General features: G+C 48.5%; 21 protein-coding genes and 1 pseudogene. 15 read left to right on the top strand and 7 right to left on the bottom strand.

The features are described from left to right. Positions 1-10 precede the first annotated feature (10 nt). Entirely contained in the window at positions 11-1348 is a 1338-nt protein-coding gene (locus tag ACFOE0_RS11625) for a hemolysin family protein (protein WP_248937462.1), read from the bottom strand. Between the two features lie 391 nt (positions 1349-1739). On the opposite strand from ACFOE0_RS11625, the gene ACFOE0_RS11620 reads away from it, so the two are divergent. From ACFOE0_RS11620 to ACFOE0_RS11610, 3 genes are all read left to right on the top strand, one after another. After that, positions 1740-2570 carry a GGDEF domain-containing protein gene (locus ACFOE0_RS11620; RefSeq protein WP_248937461.1) on the top strand — a complete coding sequence of 277 codons (831 nt, stop codon included), beginning with the start codon at positions 1740-1742 and terminating at the stop codon, positions 2568-2570. A 229-nt stretch (positions 2571-2799) separates the two neighbouring features. Next, positions 2800-4392: a recombinase family protein gene (locus tag ACFOE0_RS11615; protein WP_248937460.1), complete on the top strand. Its 1593-nt coding sequence runs from the start codon at positions 2800-2802 to the stop codon at positions 4390-4392. 851 nt (positions 4393-5243) lie between these two features. Next, entirely contained in the window at positions 5244-5903 is a 660-nt protein-coding gene (locus ACFOE0_RS11610; RefSeq protein ID WP_248937459.1) for a recombinase family protein, read from the top strand. A gap of 403 nt (positions 5904-6306) precedes the next feature. Here the strand turns inward: ACFOE0_RS11610 and ACFOE0_RS11605 are convergent, their stop codons facing one another. The 3 genes from ACFOE0_RS11605 to ACFOE0_RS11595 all read right to left on the bottom strand — a co-directional run bounded on the left by ACFOE0_RS11605 (position 6307) and on the right by ACFOE0_RS11595 (position 8147). Next, positions 6307-7155 (bottom strand): HNH endonuclease, encoded by an 849-nt coding sequence (locus ACFOE0_RS11605; RefSeq protein ID WP_248937458.1) that lies wholly within the window; start codon positions 7153-7155, stop codon positions 6307-6309. Positions 7156-7348: 193 nt separating this feature from the next. After that, positions 7349-7807, bottom strand: coding sequence for a thermonuclease family protein (locus tag ACFOE0_RS11600; protein WP_248937457.1), 459 nt, complete (start codon positions 7805-7807; stop codon positions 7349-7351). Between the two features lie 91 nt (positions 7808-7898). Continuing rightward, a complete protein-coding gene (locus ACFOE0_RS11595) occupies positions 7899-8147 on the bottom strand; it encodes a hypothetical protein (protein ID WP_248937456.1) in 249 nt (82 codons plus the stop codon). Between the two features lie 182 nt (positions 8148-8329). Here ACFOE0_RS11595 and ACFOE0_RS11590 point away from each other — a divergent pair. After that, positions 8330-9763 (top strand): annotated as a pseudogene (locus tag ACFOE0_RS11590) (YifB family Mg chelatase-like AAA ATPase); the annotation flags it as partial. Between the two features lie 75 nt (positions 9764-9838). Beyond that, positions 9839-10498, top strand: a complete 660-nt coding sequence (gene ung, locus ACFOE0_RS11585) for a uracil-DNA glycosylase (RefSeq protein WP_248937455.1) — start codon at positions 9839-9841, stop codon at positions 10496-10498. Positions 10499-10502: 4 nt separating this feature from the next. Here the strand turns inward: ung and ACFOE0_RS11580 are convergent, their stop codons facing one another. Further along, positions 10503-11720: an HD-GYP domain-containing protein gene (locus ACFOE0_RS11580; protein WP_248937454.1), complete on the bottom strand. Its 1218-nt coding sequence runs from the start codon at positions 11718-11720 to the stop codon at positions 10503-10505. A 392-nt stretch (positions 11721-12112) separates the two neighbouring features. Between ACFOE0_RS11580 and ACFOE0_RS11575 the strand changes: the two genes are divergently transcribed. The 5 genes from ACFOE0_RS11575 to ACFOE0_RS11555 all read left to right on the top strand — a co-directional run bounded on the left by ACFOE0_RS11575 (position 12113) and on the right by ACFOE0_RS11555 (position 17789). Further along, a complete protein-coding gene (locus tag ACFOE0_RS11575; RefSeq protein ID WP_248937453.1) occupies positions 12113-12799 on the top strand; it encodes a DUF969 domain-containing protein in 687 nt (228 codons plus the stop codon). Next, positions 12799-13704: a DUF979 domain-containing protein gene (locus ACFOE0_RS11570; protein ID WP_248937452.1), complete on the top strand. Its 906-nt coding sequence runs from the start codon at positions 12799-12801 to the stop codon at positions 13702-13704. Before ACFOE0_RS11575 ends, ACFOE0_RS11570 begins: the two co-directional genes overlap by 1 nt. A 14-nt stretch (positions 13705-13718) precedes the next feature. Beyond that, a complete protein-coding gene (gene pcp, locus ACFOE0_RS11565) occupies positions 13719-14357 on the top strand; it encodes a pyroglutamyl-peptidase I (RefSeq protein WP_248937451.1) in 639 nt (212 codons plus the stop codon). Positions 14358-14650: 293 nt separating this feature from the next. Further along, complete coding sequence (locus ACFOE0_RS11560) at positions 14651-16792, top strand: M3 family metallopeptidase (RefSeq protein WP_248937450.1); 2142 nt, start codon at positions 14651-14653, stop codon at positions 16790-16792. A gap of 187 nt (positions 16793-16979) precedes the next feature. Beyond that, positions 16980-17789 carry a tetratricopeptide repeat protein gene (locus tag ACFOE0_RS11555; protein WP_248937449.1) on the top strand — a complete coding sequence of 270 codons (810 nt, stop codon included), beginning with the start codon at positions 16980-16982 and terminating at the stop codon, positions 17787-17789. 52 nt (positions 17790-17841) lie between these two features. Here the strand turns inward: ACFOE0_RS11555 and ACFOE0_RS11550 are convergent, their stop codons facing one another. Beyond that, a complete protein-coding gene (locus ACFOE0_RS11550) occupies positions 17842-18612 on the bottom strand; it encodes a complement resistance protein TraT (RefSeq protein ID WP_248937448.1) in 771 nt (256 codons plus the stop codon). A 269-nt stretch (positions 18613-18881) separates the two neighbouring features. Here ACFOE0_RS11550 and ACFOE0_RS11545 point away from each other — a divergent pair, with 269 nt between their 5' ends. The 5 genes from ACFOE0_RS11545 to ACFOE0_RS11525 all read left to right on the top strand — a co-directional run bounded on the left by ACFOE0_RS11545 (position 18882) and on the right by ACFOE0_RS11525 (position 22412). Continuing rightward, positions 18882-19250: a tetratricopeptide repeat protein gene (locus tag ACFOE0_RS11545; RefSeq protein ID WP_346347871.1), complete on the top strand. Its 369-nt coding sequence runs from the start codon at positions 18882-18884 to the stop codon at positions 19248-19250. 171 nt (positions 19251-19421) lie between these two features. Next, positions 19422-19904: a glutathione peroxidase gene (locus tag ACFOE0_RS11540; RefSeq protein WP_248937446.1), complete on the top strand. Its 483-nt coding sequence runs from the start codon at positions 19422-19424 to the stop codon at positions 19902-19904. Positions 19905-19914: 10 nt separating this feature from the next. Further along, positions 19915-20376: a MarR family winged helix-turn-helix transcriptional regulator gene (locus ACFOE0_RS11535; protein ID WP_248937445.1), complete on the top strand. Its 462-nt coding sequence runs from the start codon at positions 19915-19917 to the stop codon at positions 20374-20376. Positions 20377-20558: 182 nt separating this feature from the next. Continuing rightward, on the top strand, positions 20559-21440 hold the full coding sequence (locus tag ACFOE0_RS11530; protein WP_248937444.1) for an acyltransferase: 882 nt from the start codon (positions 20559-20561) through the stop codon (positions 21438-21440). Positions 21441-21464: 24 nt separating this feature from the next. Next, on the top strand, positions 21465-22412 hold the full coding sequence (locus ACFOE0_RS11525) for an acyltransferase (RefSeq protein WP_248937443.1): 948 nt from the start codon (positions 21465-21467) through the stop codon (positions 22410-22412). A gap of 68 nt (positions 22413-22480) precedes the next feature. On the opposite strand, the gene ACFOE0_RS11520 is transcribed toward ACFOE0_RS11525, so the two are convergent. Further along, positions 22481-22942 (bottom strand): DUF523 domain-containing protein, encoded by a 462-nt coding sequence (locus ACFOE0_RS11520; protein WP_248937442.1) that lies wholly within the window; start codon positions 22940-22942, stop codon positions 22481-22483. Positions 22943-23149: the final 207 nt, after the last annotated feature.

The following is a 23149-nucleotide window of genomic DNA, read 5'->3' as shown; positions in this document are numbered from 1 at the left end:
CAGCAAAAAGCTACTGCTTCTTGTCATCCACAGGAGGCAACACGGGCAATGGATTATCGGCAGCATCGATGCGGGTCACCAACAACTGGTCTACCCGGAAGGCGTCGATATCCACCACCTCAAACTTAAAACCGGCGTAGACCACAAAGTCAGTGCGCTTGGGGATCTTCCTCAGCATATAAGTCACGAAACCGGCCACGGTTTCATAGTTCTCACTGTAGGGAAACTCTTCAATTTCAAAGGCACGCATCACGTCTGTGATTGGCGTGACGCCGTCCACCAGCCAGGAGTTGGTATCACGGGCAACGATCTGCTCCTCTACGTCGTGCAGTGCCCAGGTACCCATCACGGCACTTTGAAGGTCGTTACTGGTGACAATACCTACCACCAGAGCGTATTCGTTCATTACCACGCCGAAATCGGCTCTGTGGTTTTTAAAGAACTCCATCGCCTCAGCCAGGTTCAGGGTATCCGGAATAATCAAACTGGTATGCAGCACCTTGGCATCATTCAGGTCCAGACTCTTACCGTTAATCAGGCGCAGCAGCAGCTCTTTGGCATCGACAAAGCCCTTAATATTGTCCAGCTGGCCATCACACACCAGGAACTTGGAGTGGGGATCTTCGGTGATCTTGCGTTTGATATCCTCTTCCGAATCTGAGCTGAGGAAGTAGACGATACTTTCACGGGAGGTCATGGCTGCCGTCACAGGAATGGTCTGCATCTCAAACACATTCTCAATCATCTGCTGCTCATCTTTATCCAGCACACCGGCCTCAGCACCGGCATCCATCACAGCGTACATATCATCTATAGTGACTTCGTCATTACGCACCGTTGGCAGGCTCAGCAGTTTCATAATGCCGTCAGCCAGCATATTGAACAGCCACACAAATGGCTTGAGCAGGGTAATACACACCAGCATAGGGCCGACCAGCACCACAGCCACTTTTTCAGGGATCGCCATGGCGATGCGCTTTGGCATGAGATCGGCGATCAAAATAAACATACTGGTGACCATCACGAAGGAGAGCAGAAAGCTCACCTGATCCAGATAAGCCGCAGGTAATACTCCGTCCAGCGCCGCACGGAAATAGGGGGTAAAAGAGGACTCACCCACAATACCGCCCATAATGGCCACGGCATTCAGACCAATTTGCACCACAGTGAAAAAGCTGCCCGGATGCTCCTGCAGCTGTAACACCTTTCCGGCGCGCAGATCTCCCTCCTCCAACGACTGACGCAGTCGCATCTTGCGTGCCGCCGCGAGGGAGATCTCTGACATAGAGAAAAAGCAACTGACACCGATAAGACAAAATATAACCAATAAGTTTTCAAATAAGCCCATAAAGCACCTTGAAACGCGCCCTTAATGCAAAGGCACGGAAATTTAGGGAGAAGGCCTGCAACCCAGACTCCGGCCTGATAATGGCGCCAGTGAAGTCATGGTAAAGATGAGGTCAGGTTGACTGAAAGCGAAAGCCAACATATTGAGGGATATAACTTATTTTCCCGGGAATGGGGGCTTAAGCATTTCTCCCTGAAGTTAGACAGCAAATTTGCTGTGCTCAGTATATACCCAAGGCCCCCAAATTGGCGAGGGGCCACCTCACACAGACAACAATAAGGAAAGCACCCGCTATAAGCCCTTCATTACTGTCCCTGTCAAAATCACAGGGTACCATCTCGCCGCACTCAGGCTTGACTATACTTAGGGTCAAATCAATTGGCGTGTAACTATGGAAATACTGGCAATTACCATTGTATGCATAGGTCTGAGCGGGCTACTGAGCGCACTGTCCCCGGCATTTCAGATCATCCATATGTCAGATTACCAGCACAATGGCTGGATGGTGCTGCTCAGCATGATCATGCTGTTCGTGCTGGGATATGTGGGGTTTGTCTGGGTATTGGCCAGTAAACAGGTAAACAGCGTCGATATGGTGGTGTCGGCCATTTTTTGTGGTGGGGGTGGCTTCGTATACATCATCACCCGAATGAGTCGTCAAACCATAGGTGACCTCAAACGTATCGCCGAACAAAAGCACTTCCTTGCCTATCATGACTCGCTGACCGGGCTGCCTAATCGACTGTACTTTTACGAACAGCTGGATCAGCTTATCGCCGATACTGACGCCAACTTTTGCTGCATGTTGGTGGATGTAGACAACTTTAAACCTATCAATGACACCTATGGCCATGATCACGGTGACATGGTACTGCAAACTATCGCCAAGCGTTTGCAAAATACCATTCCCGAAGGTGCGGTGCCGGCACGTATTGGCGGTGATGAACTGGCAATCCTGTTGCCGGAATCAGATGTTGGACATGCAGTGGAAGTGGCACAACAGATCCAGTCCAAACTGGCACAGCCCTTTAATTGTGGTCGCTTCCAGGATCCGGTGGAAGCCAGTATAGGGATAGCCACTTTTCCTCAGGACGGGCATGACAGAGAGAGTCTGCTGGTCAGCGCCGATATCGCTATGTATCAGGCCAAACGTAGCACCCGTAGTTTTCAGGTATTTAATTCAGATATGGAACTCCCCAAAGCCGTCAACTATCACGAATAACCAGCATCATCAGCAAAAGGATTTGAGATATGGCCATGGCCTGCGTTATCACCCGGGCGTTGTGCGGTGTGGATGCACCTGAGGTAACAGTAGAAGTACACCTCAGCAACGGTTTACCAGCCTTCAGGAACGTAGGAGGATAAGACCATAATTTGCGGTAGCTTAAGGTAACTATTCGTAACCCATGAGAGCATACCCGCTTGCTTCACCATCTTGTTGTAGGTGTCCAATGTCCAACACAACCGCCATTAGCTATATCCGTTTTAGTACCGCCTCCCAAGCCCTTGGGGATAGTTATCGAAGACAAATTGAAGCCGCCAGAAACTACTGTCAGAAGCACGGACTAACTCTAGATGAGTCAATCTACCTAGATTCAGGAGTATCTGGCTTCACAGGTAAAAACCTGGCAGAAGGTGCGCTAGGTTGCTTCATACAAAAGGTCAAAGACGGAACCATTCATTCAGATGTCACGCTCATTCTAGAGTCATTAGACCGTCTTACTCGCATGGAAGTTGAGAAGGCATTGAGGCTTCTTTTAGAGATCGTGGACCTTGGTATAACTGTCGTTACCCTGATGGATAATCAGGTTTATAGGAAAGGTCTGAATATAACTCAGTTGATGTTATCCCTATTCATCATGAGTCGCGCCCACGAAGAGTCTGAGACCAAGAGTAAGCGCCTTAAAGCCGCATGGGACAAGAAAAAGGCTGATGTCGCTAAAGGACTCAAGGTGAAACAATTCACCCCTTCTTGGCTGAGAAAAGTTGAGAAGAATGGCCTAGTCACGTTTGAAGTCATTGAAGATAGAGCCAACAGCATCAGGGCACTATTCAATTTAATGTCGAAAGGATACGGCCCTCTCCCCTCAATTAGACACCTTAACGAAAACGGAATAGTCAGTCATACGGGTAAACCCTGGGCTATGACCTCAGTTAAACGCTTAATCAACAATGGAAGCGTTATCGGTCACTATCAACCCCACGTAGGAAAGGGAGCCCACAGAACCCCCGTAGGTGACTTGATAAAGGACTACTATCCACCTGTTGTTGATGAGGGAATCTATTGGAAGGTTTACCACCAGGTCATGAAGACTAACAACAGTAAAAGTGGAAGAAACGATAACTTTAACAACATCTTCTCTACGATGGTTCGTTGTGACGAATGTGGTGCAACCATGAGATATAACGACAAGGGGCGGCCTAATGAAGTCTATTTAGTTTGCTCAAACAAGTACTCTGGAAGACACGACTGCAACATGCCGTATATGTTCTATCCCCATGCCGAGAAAATCATCCTGATGAGCTTGGTAAAACACGGCTATCAATTGGTAAAACCACAAGTGACAGTGACACCTAAAGAGCTTGAAGCCCTTAAAGGTCAGTTGATGAAAGCACAGGAAGGAATGGACAACCTTGCAGAAGCAATCGCTACTCTAGGTATCAATGACTCATTTAAAGCTAAACACGATTTACTGAGATCTGAATGTGATGACCTGAAGGCTCAGATAGAAAAAGCTGAACGAGCACAACCTGAGCTTCCACCCGAAACCCAGTTAGAGCAACTAAGACAGCGTATTACAGACTCTGATGCAAGAAGAACCCTTCATAGGATTTTGCTGCAAATGGGAATTAAGATTGTTGTCGGTAACGGGCTTATCAAAGTGAATGAGTTCACATACACCAGAATCTTTGATGAGAACAGCTATCCTGTCTGGTCAGGAGATGATGGTCTGTGGATTCAGTTCAATGACAAACGAGGTAAACCTAGAAATCGCCCTAAGTCTAAGAGAGCTATTGAGGCTGAACTGATCGAAATGACGTAACAAGAAATACCAAGTGTTTATTGTCTCCAAGATCTGGAGGCCTTTCCCTTCGAAACCATTCAGATTTCACGTAGGAACACTTCTACTGTTTGAAAAATGGGTAAAAACTTGTAAGGGGATTGGATATATAGCCTTTGCTGAAAATCCCCCCGTACCTAGGGTAAATTCGACAAATTAGTATCTGATTAAAAGAATAGATGTGATGAACTTTCGCAGGCACCAGTATTAGGATGATGCGCAAGATTGAGAGTGAATACTTACACCTGAAGATATTCTCAACTTATCCACAGAATGACTATTGATTTGCAACTTGCGAACAGCAAAAGAGTCTGTAGAATAACCACTTAGCTAACAAAGCTAACGACAAAAGGGAAAGCCCTTTCAGGATTTCCCAATTTTAAATCCGTCATCCACTCACGTGTTGAGGAGTTTTACTTCAGATATGAATCGTTTTCTCGACCAAGATTCCACGATTTCAAACCGTTGTATTGTTGACAGCATAGTATACTTTCTTGACACGGCATGTGGTAAGACCAGTTCATTAGGAGTAGCTAATGCAAAAACCGAATAACCCCCTCTTAGATAGAATTCGATGGCGTCGAGTTATCCCACAAATCCTGCGTGGGTTATTCTATCAGTTTGTGCTGGGGATTCTCAGAGGTTGCCTAGGGGCCTAACAGTTTGATAATTAGGTTGGGCAGGGAGGCCCACCATATTCACAAAGCTCATTAGATTATGACCATATGACCACACTCATGGGACACATTAATTGTATTCATTAGGTGTTGACTTATTGATACGAACACACCCAATATAAATACACCAACCAATTGACCACACTGGTGAGCAGTATGAACACAGTGGAACACACCAATCAGGACACCTCTTCTCAGTCCACCAGCAGCAATGAACAGACCTTTGGATACATCAGGGTATCAACCAAGGGGCAGTCAGTTGAAAGCCAAAGAGACGCTATCCAGAAGGAATACGGCAGCATTAAGCTCTACATTGACCACGGTGTTAGCGGCACTGTGCCAGCCAATGAGCGTCCTGAATTGGGAGCGCTGTTGAAGCATGGCCTCCGCTCTGGTGACACTCTGGTTGTCTGGTGGGTAGACCGTCTAGGTAGGGATTATGACGATGTAGGGCAGGTAATGAGGGATCTCCTCCATAAGGGAGTCACCATCAAGACCATCAACCAAGGCATGACCTTTAGCTACACTGGTGGAACCCAGCAGAAGATGGTCACTGATATGCTGATTACCATGCTGGTAGGTATGGCAGAGGCCGAAAGGGTCAACAGACTGGCGTCAGCAGAGGCTGGCAGAGAAGCGCTTAGGGCGAACCCTGAACTCTGGAGTCAGAAGTTCCAAGGCCGTAAAGCTGATACCAAGAAGCATGAAAAAATAATCGCAGCTCTGGACTCTGGGTTGTCCATCAGGAAGGCAGCAGAGAAGGTAGGAGTGGGTATCAGCACGGTACAAAGGGTAAAAGCCAAGGCGGGTCTTTAGCTGGTATTTCGCAATCGACTCTTTGTGTCTCACACCCTGTTAAACGATCCTGAGAAGCCCCCTAAGCGGGGCTGACTGATTGCTAACACCATCCAACGAATACATTGAGAAAGCCCGTCACAGGAGCCCCTGGGAGCCTTCCCTGATACACCCGACGCAAGCGTTCCATCGTGTGCAGTCTACTTTCCCTAGTCCTATTGGAATTTAATTTAGGCTCACTATATACAGCCCAATTTAGGCTCACTATTAGAAAGAACTAAAAGAAAAAACCTATTAGGGATACCTATTAGAGATACCTATTAGAGATACCTATTAGAGATAAATCCTCTACCACACCGCTCCCTACGCCATAGTCGATATGTCCCATCAAACAACCAATAAGCATCAAATAAGGCTTTGCAGACTAGTCCCTTTTAAACACAGAGGTTCGGTGATAATCCAAGTAATGGGCTAATTGGTCTGGAAGCTTCCTCAGCCTCGTTGAAGGGGTTAATCCTAGTTTTTGAATGTCATCACTAGATAACGTCGGTGAAAACATAATCACCCCTTGGCCATCAAATGTGATGAAACCTAAATCAAATAAGTGGTCCAGGTTTGGCTGTAGTAAAAGGCCATTCATTGGGTCAAGGCGTTCTTGATTAGATGAATCTCGCCACGGCTTGATATGGGAAGCCCTAAGCATCGAGGTGTTGGCTAGATCTGTAACCGCACAACTCCCCCATAGTTCAATGACTCTTTCCCTGAAAACACCTTGCCCTATTCGACTCTTTACTACAGCCTCTTTCTCTGTTTGCTCAAGAGCTTTGAATTCCCTCTGGTGTATCTCAATATCCTCAAATATGTCTGGTCTGCGTTCATCATTGATTAGAGAAAAAATGAACTGACTTGGGGATGTAGTGTGAATCTGATGCGTTTTTAGGAGTACCTGTCCGTAGTAGGTAAACGGGGTATGGTGTATATCGCGGTAGAAAAGGTGGATCTCTTCGTTTGCGGCTTTGGCGTTAACTATACGGCTATCAGACGAGTGCTTTTCCTCGCCTTCCCAATGGAGCAAATCACCATTTAGATAATCGTTGTACTGGGTCAATGCTGATTGCTTTTGCTTTGTTACGAACAAGACGATGAAGTTAGTTCCAGCAGGTGTGACTACTCCCCTAGAAATGGCCTGGAACCCTTTGTAACCCCATAAGTCAGACAAATAAGGTCTTTCATACTTCTCACCAATAATCAGTTTTTCAAAGCTAACTGGCACAGCGCCCCCTTGGATGACCAATAAACCATCAGTAACAAGTCCCTGCAGCTTAGTTGCTCAACTAGCTTCTCAGGAATTCAATTGCACATAGTAGCGCTCGGAATTAGTGTCTCACAAGGACAATAGGCTAGTAGGTAGTTAGAGGGTAATCCTTTGAAAAATAGAGCCTGATAGAAGAAAGAGCTTGCCTTACTCACTTACACCAATCAGGTTTCTTCTCACCATTGTAGGGAATCGCCAAGCCAGCATTCAAAAGCAGGTCACCAAGGTCTACACCATCCAGGCTCACATCTGCGATAACCCTAAAATACTTACCTCTCTCGATACCTGACAGAGTGATGATATTGGCGTTTCGGACCTTACTAACGGTGAACTGTTTAGCCATTCTCGCTTGTTGAATTTCCATATCACATTTTCCTCGAAGCTCAGGAGTATCAATCCCCTTCACTCTGACCGTAATCTTTTCTCCTAAGAAAGGAGGCCATTCATCAACATTGACTGTAATACTGTCACCATCATAGATGCTCACTACCTGGGATACAGTGACATGAGGTTGAGTTACTGCGAGGGATTGTGACGAAATAGAAAAGAGTTGAAGAACCCAGATACAAGCAATGGGCGAAAGCAGGCTCGTTGAGGCTGAACTCATCATTAGACTTCCTTGTTCAATAGGGAACGCAATCCACCACTAAGTCTAGAGCATCCTTGCTCCAATGAATTTAGTTCAGAATATGGGTTCGACCTTACCGCTTCTTATTCGACTGCGACACAACTGATGCCGCAAGCGTCTTGGTGCCATCACTATATTTTTCACTTTTTAAGACTTTAGCAGCGAACTCTTCCATCTCTGAACCTGTCTGCTTATCTGAAGAGCTTTGAGACAGTGCAGATGCGGCTAGTTTCTTAGCTGTCTTTGAAGCTGCAGGGTCTTGTAAAGTCTTAGCAGCATGAGAAGCCACTTTTGGTGAGGTCTTCTTGGTATTCTTGGGCATTATAGATTCCTTATTTAACGTGAGAAGTAGGGTGTAGCCATCAAGAACTGGGGGTAATCTCTACTTTTTCAACAGCAAATAAAGAAATAGGATTTAAACACCAAAACTCTTTAACTTATTGAAATTAAAAACTAATAAGCAAGAGCCTTTCGGGGTTACATTTCCGGTCTTATTGACACACATTCAGTCTCGTAGGACTTCCCGAAACATCGGTCAAAGAGTCCCGGGAACGGGTTCGCAGTGCCATCATCAATTCTGGCTTTGAGTTTCCCATGCGCCGGATAACTGTGAACCTGGCACCGGCCGAGTTACCCAAACAAGGGGGCCGATATGACCTGCCCATTGCGATAGGGATCCTGGCCGCATCGGGTCAAATTCCTCTGCAGTCACTTAAAGATACTGAATTTGCCGGAGAGCTGGCGCTGTCCGGAGAGGTACGGGAATGCCCCGGAATGCTACCTATGGTGATTCAGTCTCAGGCTGCCAGTCGTAAGCTTATTCTGCCCGTTGGTAATAGAGCCGAAGCTGAGTTGGTAGGCTATCCCAAAGTCAGGTTTGCCACTCATCTGCAGCAACTATCCGCTGCACTGCATGGTCAACAGGAGTTTGCCGGTATCAGCCAGGATACCCAATGGATATCTGCTACACCGGCTCCAGCCGTCAACTGTCTGAGTGATGTGATAGGCCAGTACCAGGCTAAACAGGCACTGGAAATTGCAGCGGCCGGCAATCACAATCTGCTTTTTCTGGGCCCTCCCGGAACCGGTAAGACCATGCTGGCCAGCCGGATTATGGGACTGCTTCCTCAACTGGATTATGAGGAAGCTCTTGATGTTGCGGCCATTCATTCAGTAGCGGGAATGAACACAGATCCCGGACTGTTCTACCAAAGGCCCTTTCGGGCTCCTCACCACACTTCATCTTCCATATCGCTGGTAGGCGGGGGCGCTATTCCCAAGCCGGGAGAGATCTCCCTGGCCCACAGAGGTGTACTGTTTCTGGATGAACTGACAGAGTTTCCCAGAAAAGTGCTGGATTGTTTGCGGGAGCCTATGGAAACCGGTGAAGTCGTGATCTCCAGAGCTGCAGCCAAGCTGACCTTTGCCAGTGACTTTCAACTGATTGCCGCCATGAATCCCAGCCCCTGTGGCGATGCAGGCCCCCAAAGCCGGGCAACGCCTGAGCAGATTAGCCGTTACCTCTCCCGTCTGTCAGGACCTTTCCTGGACAGGTTCGATCTCAGTATCGATGTACCACGTCTGCCAGCGGGCACATTGAGTGAAGCCAGAGAAAGCGGCGAAACCAGTGAGCAGGTTCGTGCCAGAGTACTGGCCGCCAGAGACAAACAGCTCGCCAGAGCCGGTGTGCTCAACTCTGCACTCAGTGGTAAGCAGCTGGAACAAACAACCGGATTGAGCCAACAGGATTTAAGATTTCTGGAGCAAAGTGTGGAGAAATTAGGTCTGTCAGTGCGCAGTTTTCACCGCCTGCAACGGGTGGCCCGCACCATAGCCGATCTGGATGGTGATGACAGAGTAGAGCGCAAACACCTGGCAAGAGCTCTGGGATTCCGGGCCATGGACAGGTTACTCGCCAGTCTGGCTCAAACCCGCTAACTGTTAGCCCGGATGACCTTACCTGAGTTCCATGGCATGCTGAAAGCAGATAAATAGCAAATGGAATTCGAACAGATGACAACCTGGACGGATGTGCTGGCAGCAGAGAAAAGTCAGCCCTATTTTATGGATACGCTGAAATATGTGGCAGCCAGAAGAGCTGAGGGTATTACGGTCTACCCTCCCAAAGAGGAAGTATTCAGTGCCTTCGCCGTCACACCTTTTGACAAAGTAAAAGTCGTGATTCTGGGGCAGGATCCTTACCACGGACCAGGACAGGCCCACGGTCTGTGTTTTTCAGTCAAACACGGTATTCAAGCTCCACCCTCGCTGCAAAATATCTATCAGGAGCTGGCCAGTGATATTCCCGGCTTTCAAGTTCCAAACCATGGTTACCTGCAATCATGGGCCGAGCAAGGTGTACTCCTACTCAACACAGTGCTGACGGTCGAGGGTGGACAGGCGCACTCCCATAAGCATCTTGGGTGGGAGCAGTTTACTGACAGAGTCATTCAGCAGATTAACGACCACAGACAAGGAGTCATTTTCATGCTCTGGGGGTCACATGCTCAGAAGAAGGGTCAGGTAATCAATTCACAAAAGCATATAGTGCTCACGGCACCTCACCCATCTCCTTTGTCAGCTCACAGAGGTTTTTTCGGCTGTAGACATTTTTCCACAGCCAACCAAATTCTGGCAGAAAGGGGAGAGCCTCAAATTCATTGGCAGCTATAGTGCCCTAATAGAAAGGCGAAGGGTCTACCTCGAGCGCTCCGGGAGTGACACCGCGCTCTATCTCAAGCTCAGATTTAAGCAGATCCACATAAGTCACCTGGGTGTAGCGTTTGAGTTTAAGAGAATAGAAACACTTCACTATGGGTTGACGTACCTCACGCCCATTGGTTTCCCATACAATCCCTACCCTGCCATCGGATAACTCCACCAAGGAGCCGACAGGATACACACCTACGCAGCGGATAAACTCGTAAACCAGCTTCTGATCCAGATGATGAGGCGTCAGACTCAGAAGTATTTTGAAGGCCGATGCTGGGCTCATCGCCTCTTTATAACAACGGGTCGCGGTCAAAGCATCATAGATATCGCAAATCCCACTCATCCGGCCGTGCAGAGGAATCTCATCTCCCTTCAAGCCGTTGGGATAGCCCCGTCCATCTAGCTTTTCATGGTGCATCAGGCACACATCCTTACTCACCTGATGCAAGTCCGGAGCTTCTGCAAGCGCATCTATGGCATACACCTGATGCAGCTTCATATGCTCAAACTCTTCTTCGCTCAGTTTGCCGGGCTTATGCAGGATCTGGTTATCCACTTTGATTTTACCGATATCATGCAAAATCCCCCCAACCGCCAACTGCTTTAATGTTGTGGCATCAAAGCCCAGGTGACGCCCAAATGTCACCAGTAAAACAGCTACATTCACAGAATGCTCAAGCAGATAAGCGTCTTTACTCCTCAGTGCAGAGGCAAACTGCATCGCCCCGGCATCAGACATAACAGACTCGATAAGGTTATCAGCCAGAGCTTCAAAGGGAGCGACTTCGATAGCTTTCCCTTCAAACACTTCACCCAATACCTTGCGGATTAAGCCTTTAGCCTCAAACAGCAGGTTTTTGGCCTTTTGCTGGCGCATCTGATTGGGTGCCAGCCCTAACTTCGTTTTAGCTCCGGCGCCAAATTTGACCTTGTCCTTTCCTCGCAAAGAAGCCGCTGAATCAGCTTTCTTCAGGCCACTGCCGGGCAAAGACTTTTCTGCATCGACCCAGACAAATCGAATACCGCTTTTGACCAGATGAGTGATGGCATCCTTGTGCTTCAGCAAACCGGCGTTCACCACTGTCACCTTACCCTGTTGATCGATCGCGGTGACGTACATACCCAATGCCAGGCGGGACACAGGTAATTTTATCAAATCCGGGGATTCGGCAACTGCGGTCATTTAGTTCTCCATTTTATGCTGACCCTATCTCAACCAACTTCCATAGTTCCAGGTCGAAAAGCGGCAGCCATTGTACGAATCATCAATGACTTAAGCACCGCTGCAAGTGTTACTTTGTGTATCTGGTATTCAACAGGCCATACCAGCCAAACTTAAGAATACAAATGGCAACATTTATATCAGCATGCCACTTATTCAATCCAATTTCCGACATTCGTGTTAGTAAAAAGTACCGAATTCATTACGTTATTCCAGAAAGCAACAAAATTACCGGAAGTAAAAGAGATTTATTCTGTTCCAGCCCAACTTTTGTCTTGAAGACTGTTTCCGCGCCATGGTATTCAGCAGTACAAACTAATTTACTCACCACTGAGACACTTCAGGTATTCACTATGATCGACTTCTGGCCGCTAATCGGCGTTGTCATTATCACTCTGGGTTTGGCGTTTAAGCTCAACACCCTGCTGGTGATCCTTACTGCCGGTGTTGTCACCGGGCTGGTGGCTGATATCAGTCCCATGCAGATCCTCTCAATTCTTGGAGAGTCATTCACCAATAACCGATATATGTCCCTGTTTATTCTGGTTCTGCCCATGATTGGTGTACTGGAGCGTTTTGGCTTGCGGGAGCGAGCAGAACAATTGATTGGCTCTATCAAGAACGCTTCTGCCGCCAGAGTACTGATGACCTACCTGCTGCTGCGCAAGGTGACCAATGCCATGGGACTTAACCTGGGCGGCCATCCCTCCATGATCCGCCCATTGGTAGCACCCATGGCAGAAGCCGCAGCAGAGAAGGGCCGTCAGCCCCTCGCCGAAGATGAAAGCCAGAAGGTGAAAGCCCTGTCTGCCGCAAGTGAGAACTTTGGCAACTTCTTCAGCCAACTTTTGTTCATCGGTACCGGTGGCCTGTTGCTGATTAAAGGCGTACTGGATGACAACGGCTTTCCGGTGCAACTGGAAGATATGTATATCTGGGCACTGCCAACGGCCATCGGCTCTGTGATTATCTTTGGCCTGTTTGCCTGGCGCGCCGATCGTCGCCTTAAGCAAGTGGCAAAACAGCAGGAAAACCAATAATGCTGGAATATATTTATCAGGCGACTGGCCTGCTGCTCATCGCCTTCGCGCTGCAAACCTTTGCTGACAAACACAATGCCAAGCGACTGGGTACCGGCTTGTTCTGGCTGGTTTATGGCTTGTCATTCTGTCTTGGTCCATTTATTCCCAACTGGGTGACCGGCCTGATGGTATTGGCGCTGACGCTGTTGGCTGCCGGCGGCTTTATGAGCACGGGCCAATATGGCCAAAGCAGTGCAGAGTTCCGCAAAGCCGGTGCTGAATCGCTGAAAAACAAACTCTTTATACCTGCCATCCTGGTGCCCGTAGGGACGATTGCGTGGAGCCAGCTGACCTCTGAAAGTGCGCTGGTCGGTTTGGGGTTGAGCTCAGTGCTGGCTCTGGGCGTAGCCTTGTGGATCACCAAAGGCGAAGCCAAACAGAGCCTGCATGAAGGGCGCCGCCTGATTGATGCCATTGGCTGGGCAGCGATATTGTCCCAATTCCTGGCCGCTTTGGGCTTTCTGTTCAGTCAGGCCGGCGTAGGTGAAACTGTTTCGCAAATCGTCAAAGTGATAGTGCCGGACAACAATCTGCTGGCTTACGTAATGGCCTACACCCTGGGGATGGCGCTGTTCACCATAGTGATGGGTAACGCCTTTGCCGCTTTCGCCGTAATTACGGCCGGCGTGGGTATTCCTTTGTTGATGGTCGATCAGGGCGGTAACCCTGCCATTATCGGCGTGCTGGGTATGTTGTCCGGCTATTGTGGCACCCTGATGACGCCCATGGCCGCCAACTTCAATATGGTGCCCGCAGCCCTGCTGGAGCTGAAAAACAAAAATCAGGTGATATATACCCAGGTTGCACCAGGCCTGTGCATGCTGGCACTGAATACTGCCCTGATGTATTTCCTGGCCTTCTGAGAAAAGAGAGCAATATGAAAAAGATTCTGATCACTGGCTTTGAACCCTTTGGTGGCGCCAGCATTAATCCTGCGCTGGAAGCGGTAAAACGTTTAGAAGGACGAGCACTAAATGGTGGCACTATCGTGACCTGCCAGGTGCCAGTCGTCCGCTTTAAAGCTGTGGATGCGGTCATTAAAGCCATTGAAACCCACCAGCCTGACTGTGTGATCACTGTAGGTCAGGCAGCAGGCCGTGCCGGTATTACTCCGGAACGGGTTGCCATCAATGTGGATGATTTTCGCATTCCCGACAATGAGGGTATTCAGGTTGTGGACCAACCGATTGTGGAAGGCGGCCCTGACGCCTACTTCAGCACCCTGCCCATTAAAGCCATGACCAAGGCCATGCAGGACCGCGGCATTCCGGCTCAGGTCTCCAACACTGCAGGCACCTTTGTGTGCAACCACCTGTTTTACGGTGTTCAGCACTATCTGGGTGACAGTGGTATCCGCCACGGCTTCGTGCATATTCCACTGCTGCCAGAGCAAGCCACAGACGGCAACCAGCCTGCCATGTCACTGCAAATGATCACTGAAGGCCTGGCCATCGCCGCCCAGGCCGTTATCGACCATGAAGTGGATATCACCCAGGGCGCTGGCACCATTTGCTAGTCTGGCAGCAGTGACTGCCCGAATCAGTTAACAATTATAAAAGGCTGCCAGTGGCAGCCTTTTATTTCCGCGTTTGAAAACCTGCTTCAAAATTAAGCAAACACTCAAGTAAATCAATTGATATATTGAAATCAAGTTTTCCTGCTTTTGTTTAAATTATGCTTGTATGGTGCTAATGAATTGGACACAATCCAATAGCTTAACCCTAAAAGCAACAAGGTTTTCACCAGACATTAATCCCGTCTGAACCGTGAACCTCCTCAAGCATTACAATAACAATCAGGAAATCAAACATGCATAAGAGCCTACTCGCCCTGGCTGTGGGAAGCGTTTTGCTTCTCGGCGGCTGCGCTCAGTACAATCAGATCTCGGAAACTGCCAAACAGGCACAAACCTTGACTGCAAATAACCCTTTCTATGCTCCAAGTGCATTGCAATATCAGGCTCCTGATTTTGCCGCAATCCAGAACGAGCATTTTGAACCCGCCCTGCTGCAAGGCATGGCTGAACAGAAGGCCGAAGTACTGGCTATCGCCAACAACCCGGACGCCCCAACTTTTGCCAACACTATCGTCGCCCTGGAAACCAGTGGCGAACTACTGGGCCGGGCTTCCCGGGTGTTCTATAACCTGACTGGCTCCAACTCCAATCCTGAACTGCGCACACTGCAGGGTAAAATGGCGCCTCTGATGTCTGCCCATTCAGACGATATCAACCTCAATGCCAACTTGTTTGAGCGGGTCGATACCCTGTATGACAACCGCCATGAGCTGGACCTGTCTGCTGAGGAAGTCCGCCTGGTAGAGGTTTACCATCAGCGCATGGTGCTGGCCGGAGCCAAATTAACCGAAGCTCAGAAAGCAGAGATCCGCAAGCTCAACAAAGAACACTCTCAGCTGACCGATGAGTTCCAACAGCGTTTACTGCGCATGACCAAAGAGATTGCAGTAGTGGTGGATACCGAAGCCGAGCTGGCCGGTATGTCTGATACGGCTATTCGCATGGCTGCCGATGATGCAGAGGCTGCTGGTCACAAAGGCAAATACCTACTGAGCATTACCAATACCACACGTCAGCCTGTGCTGTCTGTGCTGGAAAACCGCGAACTGCGCCAGAAGGTGTGGGAAGCCTCAGCCAACCGAGGCCTGGAAGGCGACAATGAAACCGCCTCTCTGGTCGCCCGTCTGGCACAGCTGCGAGCCGAACGCGCAGCACTGCTGGGCTTTGATAACTGGGCCAGCTACCGTCTTGCTCCACAAATGGCGGAAACACCTGAGGCGGTATATAAGCTGTTTGGCACCATGGTCCCCAAGGTTGTCGCCAACGCCAACAAAGAAGCTGCTGATATCCAGACGATGATCGACAAGACAGGTGGCGATTTCGAGCTGAAGCCTTGGGACTGGGCCTTCTACGCCGAGCAGGTGCGCGCCGAGAAGTATGCGCTGGATGAAGAGATGACCAAGCCATACTTCGAGTTCGAACGTGTACTGGAAGACGGCGTGTTCTACACCATTAAAGAGCTGTATGGCGTGACCATGAAGCCTCGTCCGGATCTGCCGGTTTATCACCCTGATGTGAAAGCCTATGAGATGTTCGACGAAGACGGTACCAGCATGGCTATTTTCTACGCTGACTACTTTGCCCGTGAAGGCAAACGTGGTGGCGCATGGATGAGCTCTTTCGTCGGCCAGTCTACACTGACAGGTGAAAAGCCTGTGGTAGTGAACGTGATGAACATCAAGAAGGCACCGGACGGCGAGCCGACCTTTGTCAGCTATGACGAAGTGACTACCATGTTCCACGAAATGGGCCATGGTACCCACGGCATGTTCTCCAAGGTGAAGTATCCAAGCCTGGCCGGTACCTCAGTATCCCGTGACTTTGTTGAGTTCCCTTCCACCTTTGAAGAGGACTGGGCCGCTCATCCGCAGGTGCTGGCAAACTATGCCCGTCACTATGAGACAGGTGAGCCTCTGCCAAAAGAGTTGCTGGACAAATTGCTGAAGTCACGCAGCTTCAATCAGGGCTTCGACACTCTGGAATATATGTCGGCAGCTCTGGTGGATCTGGAATGGCACTCCCTCAAGTCAGGCACACCACTGCAGGATGTAGAGAGCTTTGAAACCAAAGCACTGGAAAAGCACGGCGTGAATATCGAGGCTATTCCGCCACGTTATCGCTCAACCTACTTCGCTCACGCTTTCCCGGGTGGTTACAGTGCCAGCTACTACGCCTACATGTGGTCTGAGATTCTGGCAGCTGATGCCTACGCCTATGTACAAACACAGGGTGGCCTGAACCGCGAGATCGGCATGAAGTTCCGTAAGACGATCCGTGAAGTGGGTAATTCAGTGCCACCGATGGAAGCTTATAAAAACTTCCGAGGTCAGGAACCAACCACTGACGGCCTGCTGGAGCGTCGCGGTCTGAAATAGCCCCTGCCCACAGAACATAATCAATATAAAAAGGTTGGCTGCTGCCAACCTTTTTTATTTTCCCGCCTTAACAAACGAGGTATCTGCCAAAACTGGATGTCGTGACGCATTTCGCCGCAGAAGCCAATGATAAAATCATGACAAACAATTACTTAGAATCAACTAATACAGAGTAACCGCAACTGCTATGAAAAGAACATTAACCGCTCTTGCGGCGCTGTGTCTGTCAGCTGCCGCCTCCGCCGACTCCCTGCAAACCGCCATGGACAAAATCGCCAAAGGCGAATACCAACAGGCTTATCAGGAGCTGCAACCTCTGGCAAAAGCCGGTGATGCCGAAGCCCAATATCAATTGGCTATCTTGTATGCCCGCAGTCGTGGCGTCGCCATGAACAACGGCGAAGCTGCGCAGTGGTTTGAAAAGGCCGCCGAGCAAGGCCATGCCGAAGCTCAGTACAATCTGGGAATGAGCTATACCCTGGGCCGTGGTGTAACTCAGAGTAATGAAACAGCGGTTGAATGGTTTGAAAAAGCCGCCAAGCAAGAGCAACCCGGTGCCCTGTTCCGTCTGGGCAACATGTACGAAAACGGTGTCACCCTGACTCAGAATGATAAGCAGGCGCTGGACTTCTATCAAAAAGCCGCCAAACAGGGCCATTCCGAAGCGCAGCTTAATCTTGGCATGATGCTCACCAACGGCAAGGGCACTGATGTAAACCATGAACAGGCGGTCAACTGGTTCCAGCAATCCGCAGAGCAAGGTAACGCCATCGCGCAAAACAATCTGGCCATTATGTATGCGCTGGGTAAAGGCACCACCAAAAATGAAAAGCTGGCTTACATGTGGGCGAATCTGTCTTACTACAATGGTGGCGAAGGTGATGAGATTGTCGAAATCCTCAACCACACCATGAAGTTCGGCGACATCCGTCAGGCACAGAAGATGACTGAAGAGTGCCTGGAAAAGAACTTCCGCGGCTGTGAAAGTATAAAGTAAATAGAGAACCTACAGTCTTATTAAATTAAGGGAGGTTTCCCTCCCTTATCCATTAAAGCATCAATGCAGATAAACTCGATGCAGTTCTTTTCTGAACTGCAGGAATAGCTTCATTAATGTCCAAATTCATTTTATTTGCAGTAGTAACAATACGTGTTTCATAAATCAGCCAGTTATAGTTGTCACCACGAGTAACAGTGCTCACACTTTTATTATTAGTCGTACGCCCAACTGAAGCCTGTCCTTGAGAAGTTCGATTATCTTTTTCATTTAATACGATGTCACCATCAAGAGGGCGCTCACGTAATTGGACATCAAGTACAAATGTGTAATACACATCTTCTACTAATTGATCAGCTAAAAATCCCAAAGCTGCCCCCCCCAGAGCAACAGCACCTGTTGTACGTCCACTTCCACCAGAAATTGCGGCGATACTACCAGCTAAGACGGCTCCTTCAGCTCCGCCTTTATAACCTGACGATAATGCTCTACTAGCTTCTGCGGCTGTCGTCTTATCAGCTTTCATCACAGTTGCATCTAACATCAAATTTGCTTCTTTGGGGTTTCTAGTGATTACAAAACCTTCTTGTTGAAGGTTTTGTGTTAAAGCCCCCAGCATACCTGCACGCATATTATTACCACTTACATCCCTCACCCGCACATATACAATTCTTTCAGATGGAGCAACTGGTTCCAAAACCACAGAATGCGAAAGTTGTGATTCTATAACTAAATCTTGTTTCTTCATCGCGGTTGATACAGCAGAACAACCTGACAGTGTTATCACAGCAATTACCGATATCCAGAGCTTAATCGTTTTCATTAGTACACTTCCATTTGCTATACAAGGTAAACGGCAAAAATTACCTTAAAAACACTTAAAAACAACAGCCCATCAATCTCACACAAAAAACACAATCGACCGCAAAAAAAGTAACGCCACAAACAAAAAACCAGCAACCACACACAAAGACAAAGCATCGCTAAAAGCAATGCTAAAACCAAAGCATCACCAACCAACACACCTGTTAGCGAATTTCGCAAAAATCATACTAAAGTAACAACGAATAAGCAGATACTCCTCACTCGAGTATAGAAATTACAGCCATATGCCAAGAAGGTCATTCCGAAGCGCAGCTTAATCTTGGCATGATGCTCACCAACGGCAAGGGCACTGATGTAAACCATGAACAGGCGGTCAACTGGTTCCAGCAATCAGCGGAACAGGGTAATGCTATAGCTCAGAACAACCTGGCTATTATGTATGCTCTGGGTAAAGGCACCACCAAAAATGAAAAGCTGGCTTACATGTGGGCCAACCTGTCTTACTACAATGGTGGCGATGGTGATGAGATTGTCGAAATCCTCAACCACACCATGAAGTTCGGCGACATCCGTCAGGCACAGAAGATGACTGAAGAGTGCCTGGAAAAGAACTTCCGCGGCTGTAGTCAGAGCTAACACCTTTAAAATAACAGCGCCTTTTTCGAAGGCGCTGTTATTTTCTGTACAAACTTCAACTTCCTTTGAATCGATTATTTCAATTGCAGTGACTTAAAAAATTAAATTGCACACAACTTAATTTTTCGCAATCATCTAAAGACAAATAACCCGCTATCCAAAGGAATGTCCATGAGCAGCATTTACGACTTCAGTGCCAACACAATTACCGGCGACAGCAAAAGCCTGAGCGACTATCAGGGTAAAGTGCTGTTGATTGTTAACACCGCCAGTAAGTGTGGGCTGACACCTCAATTCAAAGGGTTGGAAGAGCTGTACAAGGCATATAAAGACAATGGGCTGGAGATACTTGGCTTTCCCTGTAACCAGTTTGCCAGTCAGGATCCCGGCAGTGAGTCTGAGATCGCCGAATTCTGTCAGCTGAACTATGGCGTCAGCTTCCCCATGTTCGCCAAGATAGAGGTTAATGGCGATAACACCCACCCTCTTTACCAATATCTGAAACAAGAGGCACCCGGGTTAATGGGTTCCAAGTCTATTAAGTGGAACTTCACCAAGTTCCTGGTTAATAGCGAAGGAAAAGTGCTTAGACGATTTGCTCCTACTGATGCACCGGAAAAGTTGACCGCAGACATTCAAAAACTGTTGAGCTGAGGCAATCCCCTTGAAATCAGTCAATACAGCGACGGGAACAAACGCCCCCAGACTTGATGACCAGCTATGTTTCCTGCTGTATACCGCATCACGCGAAGTAACGAGGCAGTATCAGCCCGTGTTAAAAGCATTGGATCTGACCTATCCGCAGTATCTGGTGATGTTGGTACTGTGGGAGCAGTCAAAGCCGATCAGCGTCAGTGAAATAGGTAAGCGGCTTCATCTCGACTCAGGAACTTTGACTCCCCTGCTGAAACGCCTTGAGCAGAAGGCAATTATCACCCGACGCAGGAATGACAGGGATGAGCGTCAGGTCGATATTCAGTTGCAATCAAAAGGCCTGGAAATGAAGCGTCATGCCGAAGAGGTTCCCGGAAAACTGCTTTGCCGGTTTGATGATGCACAACTGAAGCGGCTCCAGGAGTTACGGGAAGAGCTGAAGTCGGTACTGAGCCTGCTGACTAATAAGTAAACCTCAGACAGCCAGGGGCTATTGACCTTTAAAGATGGTTTTTGCTGATTTTAAGCAACTGACTAACTTTGTTGTGATTACGCCCCGAAAATCCGGGTTTGGCCACTAAAATCCTTTCTTGATTTGAGGAAAAACCCGCCAGCGAGTAACATAATGCTCCCTAATTTGTCAGGAGATAGCGGATGTCGAAGCTGTTGTCACAGCTCAGGGGATGCATTGTTTTTGTGGGCTATGTGGTAAATACACTCTTTTGGGCCACCCCTCTGTTGCTGGTTAGCTTATTCAAATTGCTGCCAATTAAACCGCTGAGAAATCTCTGCAGCCGGGTGCTGGACTGGCTGGCAAGCTGCTGGATCTGTGGGAATAGCTTTATGGAGAAGCACTTCCACCCGGTAAAGCTGACCGTCACCGGCGACGCCCAATTAAGCAAAGACCAATGGTATATGGTGATTGCCAACCATCAGTCCTGGGTGGATATTCTTATCCTTCAGCGCGTTTTTAACGGCAAGATTCCATTTCTTAAATTTTTCCTCAAACAGGAGCTGATCTATGTTCCTGTATTGGGTCTTGCCTGGTGGGCGCTGGACTTCCCCTTTATGCGCCGCTACTCCACCGCTCAATTAAGGAAAAACCCCAAGCTCAAAGGCAAAGATATTGAGATTACCCGTAAAGCCTGCGCCAAATTCAAGCATCAGCCTGTCAGCGTGATGAACTTTGTCGAAGGCACTCGCTTTAAACCGGTAAAACATGACAAGCAAAACTCTCCTTACCAACATCTGTTACGTCCCAAAGCCGGAGGCATGGCGTTTGCTTTGTCTGCCATGGCTGAAATCGATAAACTGGTCGATGTGACTATTTGTTACAATGATGGCGTTCCCAGTTTCTGGGACTACATATGCGGCAATGGTGGTGAAATCCGTATCAATATCGAGTTACGTGAAATTGGTGACAGCATGCGGGGAGACTACCAAAACGATAAGGAATTCAAGAAACTGTTTCAGCAACAGCTGAACCAGATTTGGCAGCACAAGGATGAAGTGCTCAGTCAGCTGCAAGCTGGCTGAAACTGAGCGAGGTTATTACTAAATATGCTGAACTTTCTACCGGGACCTATTCTATTTGCACTCAGCAGTACGCTATTGGTCATTAATACCTTTGTTTGGGGTGGCCTCATCTCCATAGGCGGTATCCTCAAACTATTTGTTCCCTGGCAGGGTGGCCGTCTGGCTATGTCCAACTTGATGAATCGCTTCATGTGGGCCTGGGCTACCGGCAATGGCGGCATTCTCAAGCTAATCGCAAAAATTGACTGGGACGTTCAGGGACTGGAGCAACTGAGCAAAGACTCCTGGTATCTGGTGATCAGTAACCACCTGAGTGGTTTTGATATCGCTGCACAATCCTATGTCTTGCGTAACCACATTCCTATGCTTAAGTTCTTCCTGAAAAAGGAACTCCTCTATGTACCTGTTCTGGGGCTGGGCTGCTGGGCACTGGATATGCCCTTTATGAACCGCACCAGTGCGGCCAAACTCAAAAAGAACCCCAAGCTCAAGGGTAAAGACCTCGAATCAACCCGCAAAGCCTGTGAGAAGTTCCGCCATATTCCCACCAGCATCATGAACTATGTGGAAGGCAGCCGCTTCACTGAAGAAAAACGTCGTCGTCAAAACTCGCCTTATCGCTATCTGCTGAAACCCAAAGCTGGCGGTATCGCCTTTGCACTTTCAGCCATGGGACCTCAGTTTACCAACCTGTTGAATGTGACTGTGGTGTATCCGGATGCGCCCCGGGACATCCTGGCTGGTGCCATGCAAGGTAAGGTGCAAAAAGTAGTGGTACGGGTAGAAGCCATGCCGGTTCCTGAAGTGGATGCCGATCAATACTTCAGCGATGCGGCCTATCGTGCCAACTTCCAGCGCTGGCTCAATGGTGTGTGGGCCGATAAGGATGAGCTTATCCACCAGCTGTTACTGGAATATGATGCCGATACTGACAGCTATCCTCAGCTTGTAGAGCAAAGCCCATCGCACTGATAGCACCTCTACAGAGATAATAAAGCCAGAACCCAGTTCTGGCTTTATTCTTCATTTAGAACTGCAGGTCACCCTTCCAACTGCCGCAGGAAAGCCTGCGCCTGATCCAACTCAAGCTCAGTAAACACCTTAATACCCGCTTGCTTGAGTCTGGCAGCAGTTAAACCATTCCCCTCAATCAAAGTCCGGCTGAAACCGCCGTCATAAACCTGATTACTTCCACATGAGGGGCTGTGGGCTTTCAATATTGCCAGTTTCACGCCATGCTCACTGGCAAGCTTAAGCGCCAATTCAGCTCCAAGGCGGAATTCCCGCGTTACATCCACACCTTCATGGGTTATCACTCTGTCACCTTGCTGCTCAGCAGGGGCTCTAGGCGTTACTAAGCCACCGGCCATTTCCGGACAGAAGACCAATAGCCTACCCTGAGACAGCCACTGGCTGATACAGGCGTCGGTCAGACCATTATCTTTACCGTCGTAACGTACCGGATTGCCCATCAGGCAGCTGCTGATCAATATCTTTTCCATTTCAGTGTTATCTCATTGCCCTTACCAATACCGCGCCTTGGTGACTACCACCATATTACCTCGCGATATATCCTCCAAACAGAGGATTGTCTTCTTTGCTGCTTATGGCAGGAAACCCGCCATCATTGTCAACAATAGAAGCCCGAAAAACTCAAACCAATACCATCAAAACATTATTTATCAGCACCTTAATTTTAAATTCACACA

It is taken from the genome of Shewanella submarina, assembly GCF_042646185.1.
GTDB classification, from domain to species: domain Bacteria; phylum Pseudomonadota; class Gammaproteobacteria; order Enterobacterales; family Shewanellaceae; genus Shewanella; species Shewanella corallii.
Note: the sequence above shows the minus strand (reverse complement) of the source record. Positions and strands in the feature narration are given on the sequence as shown.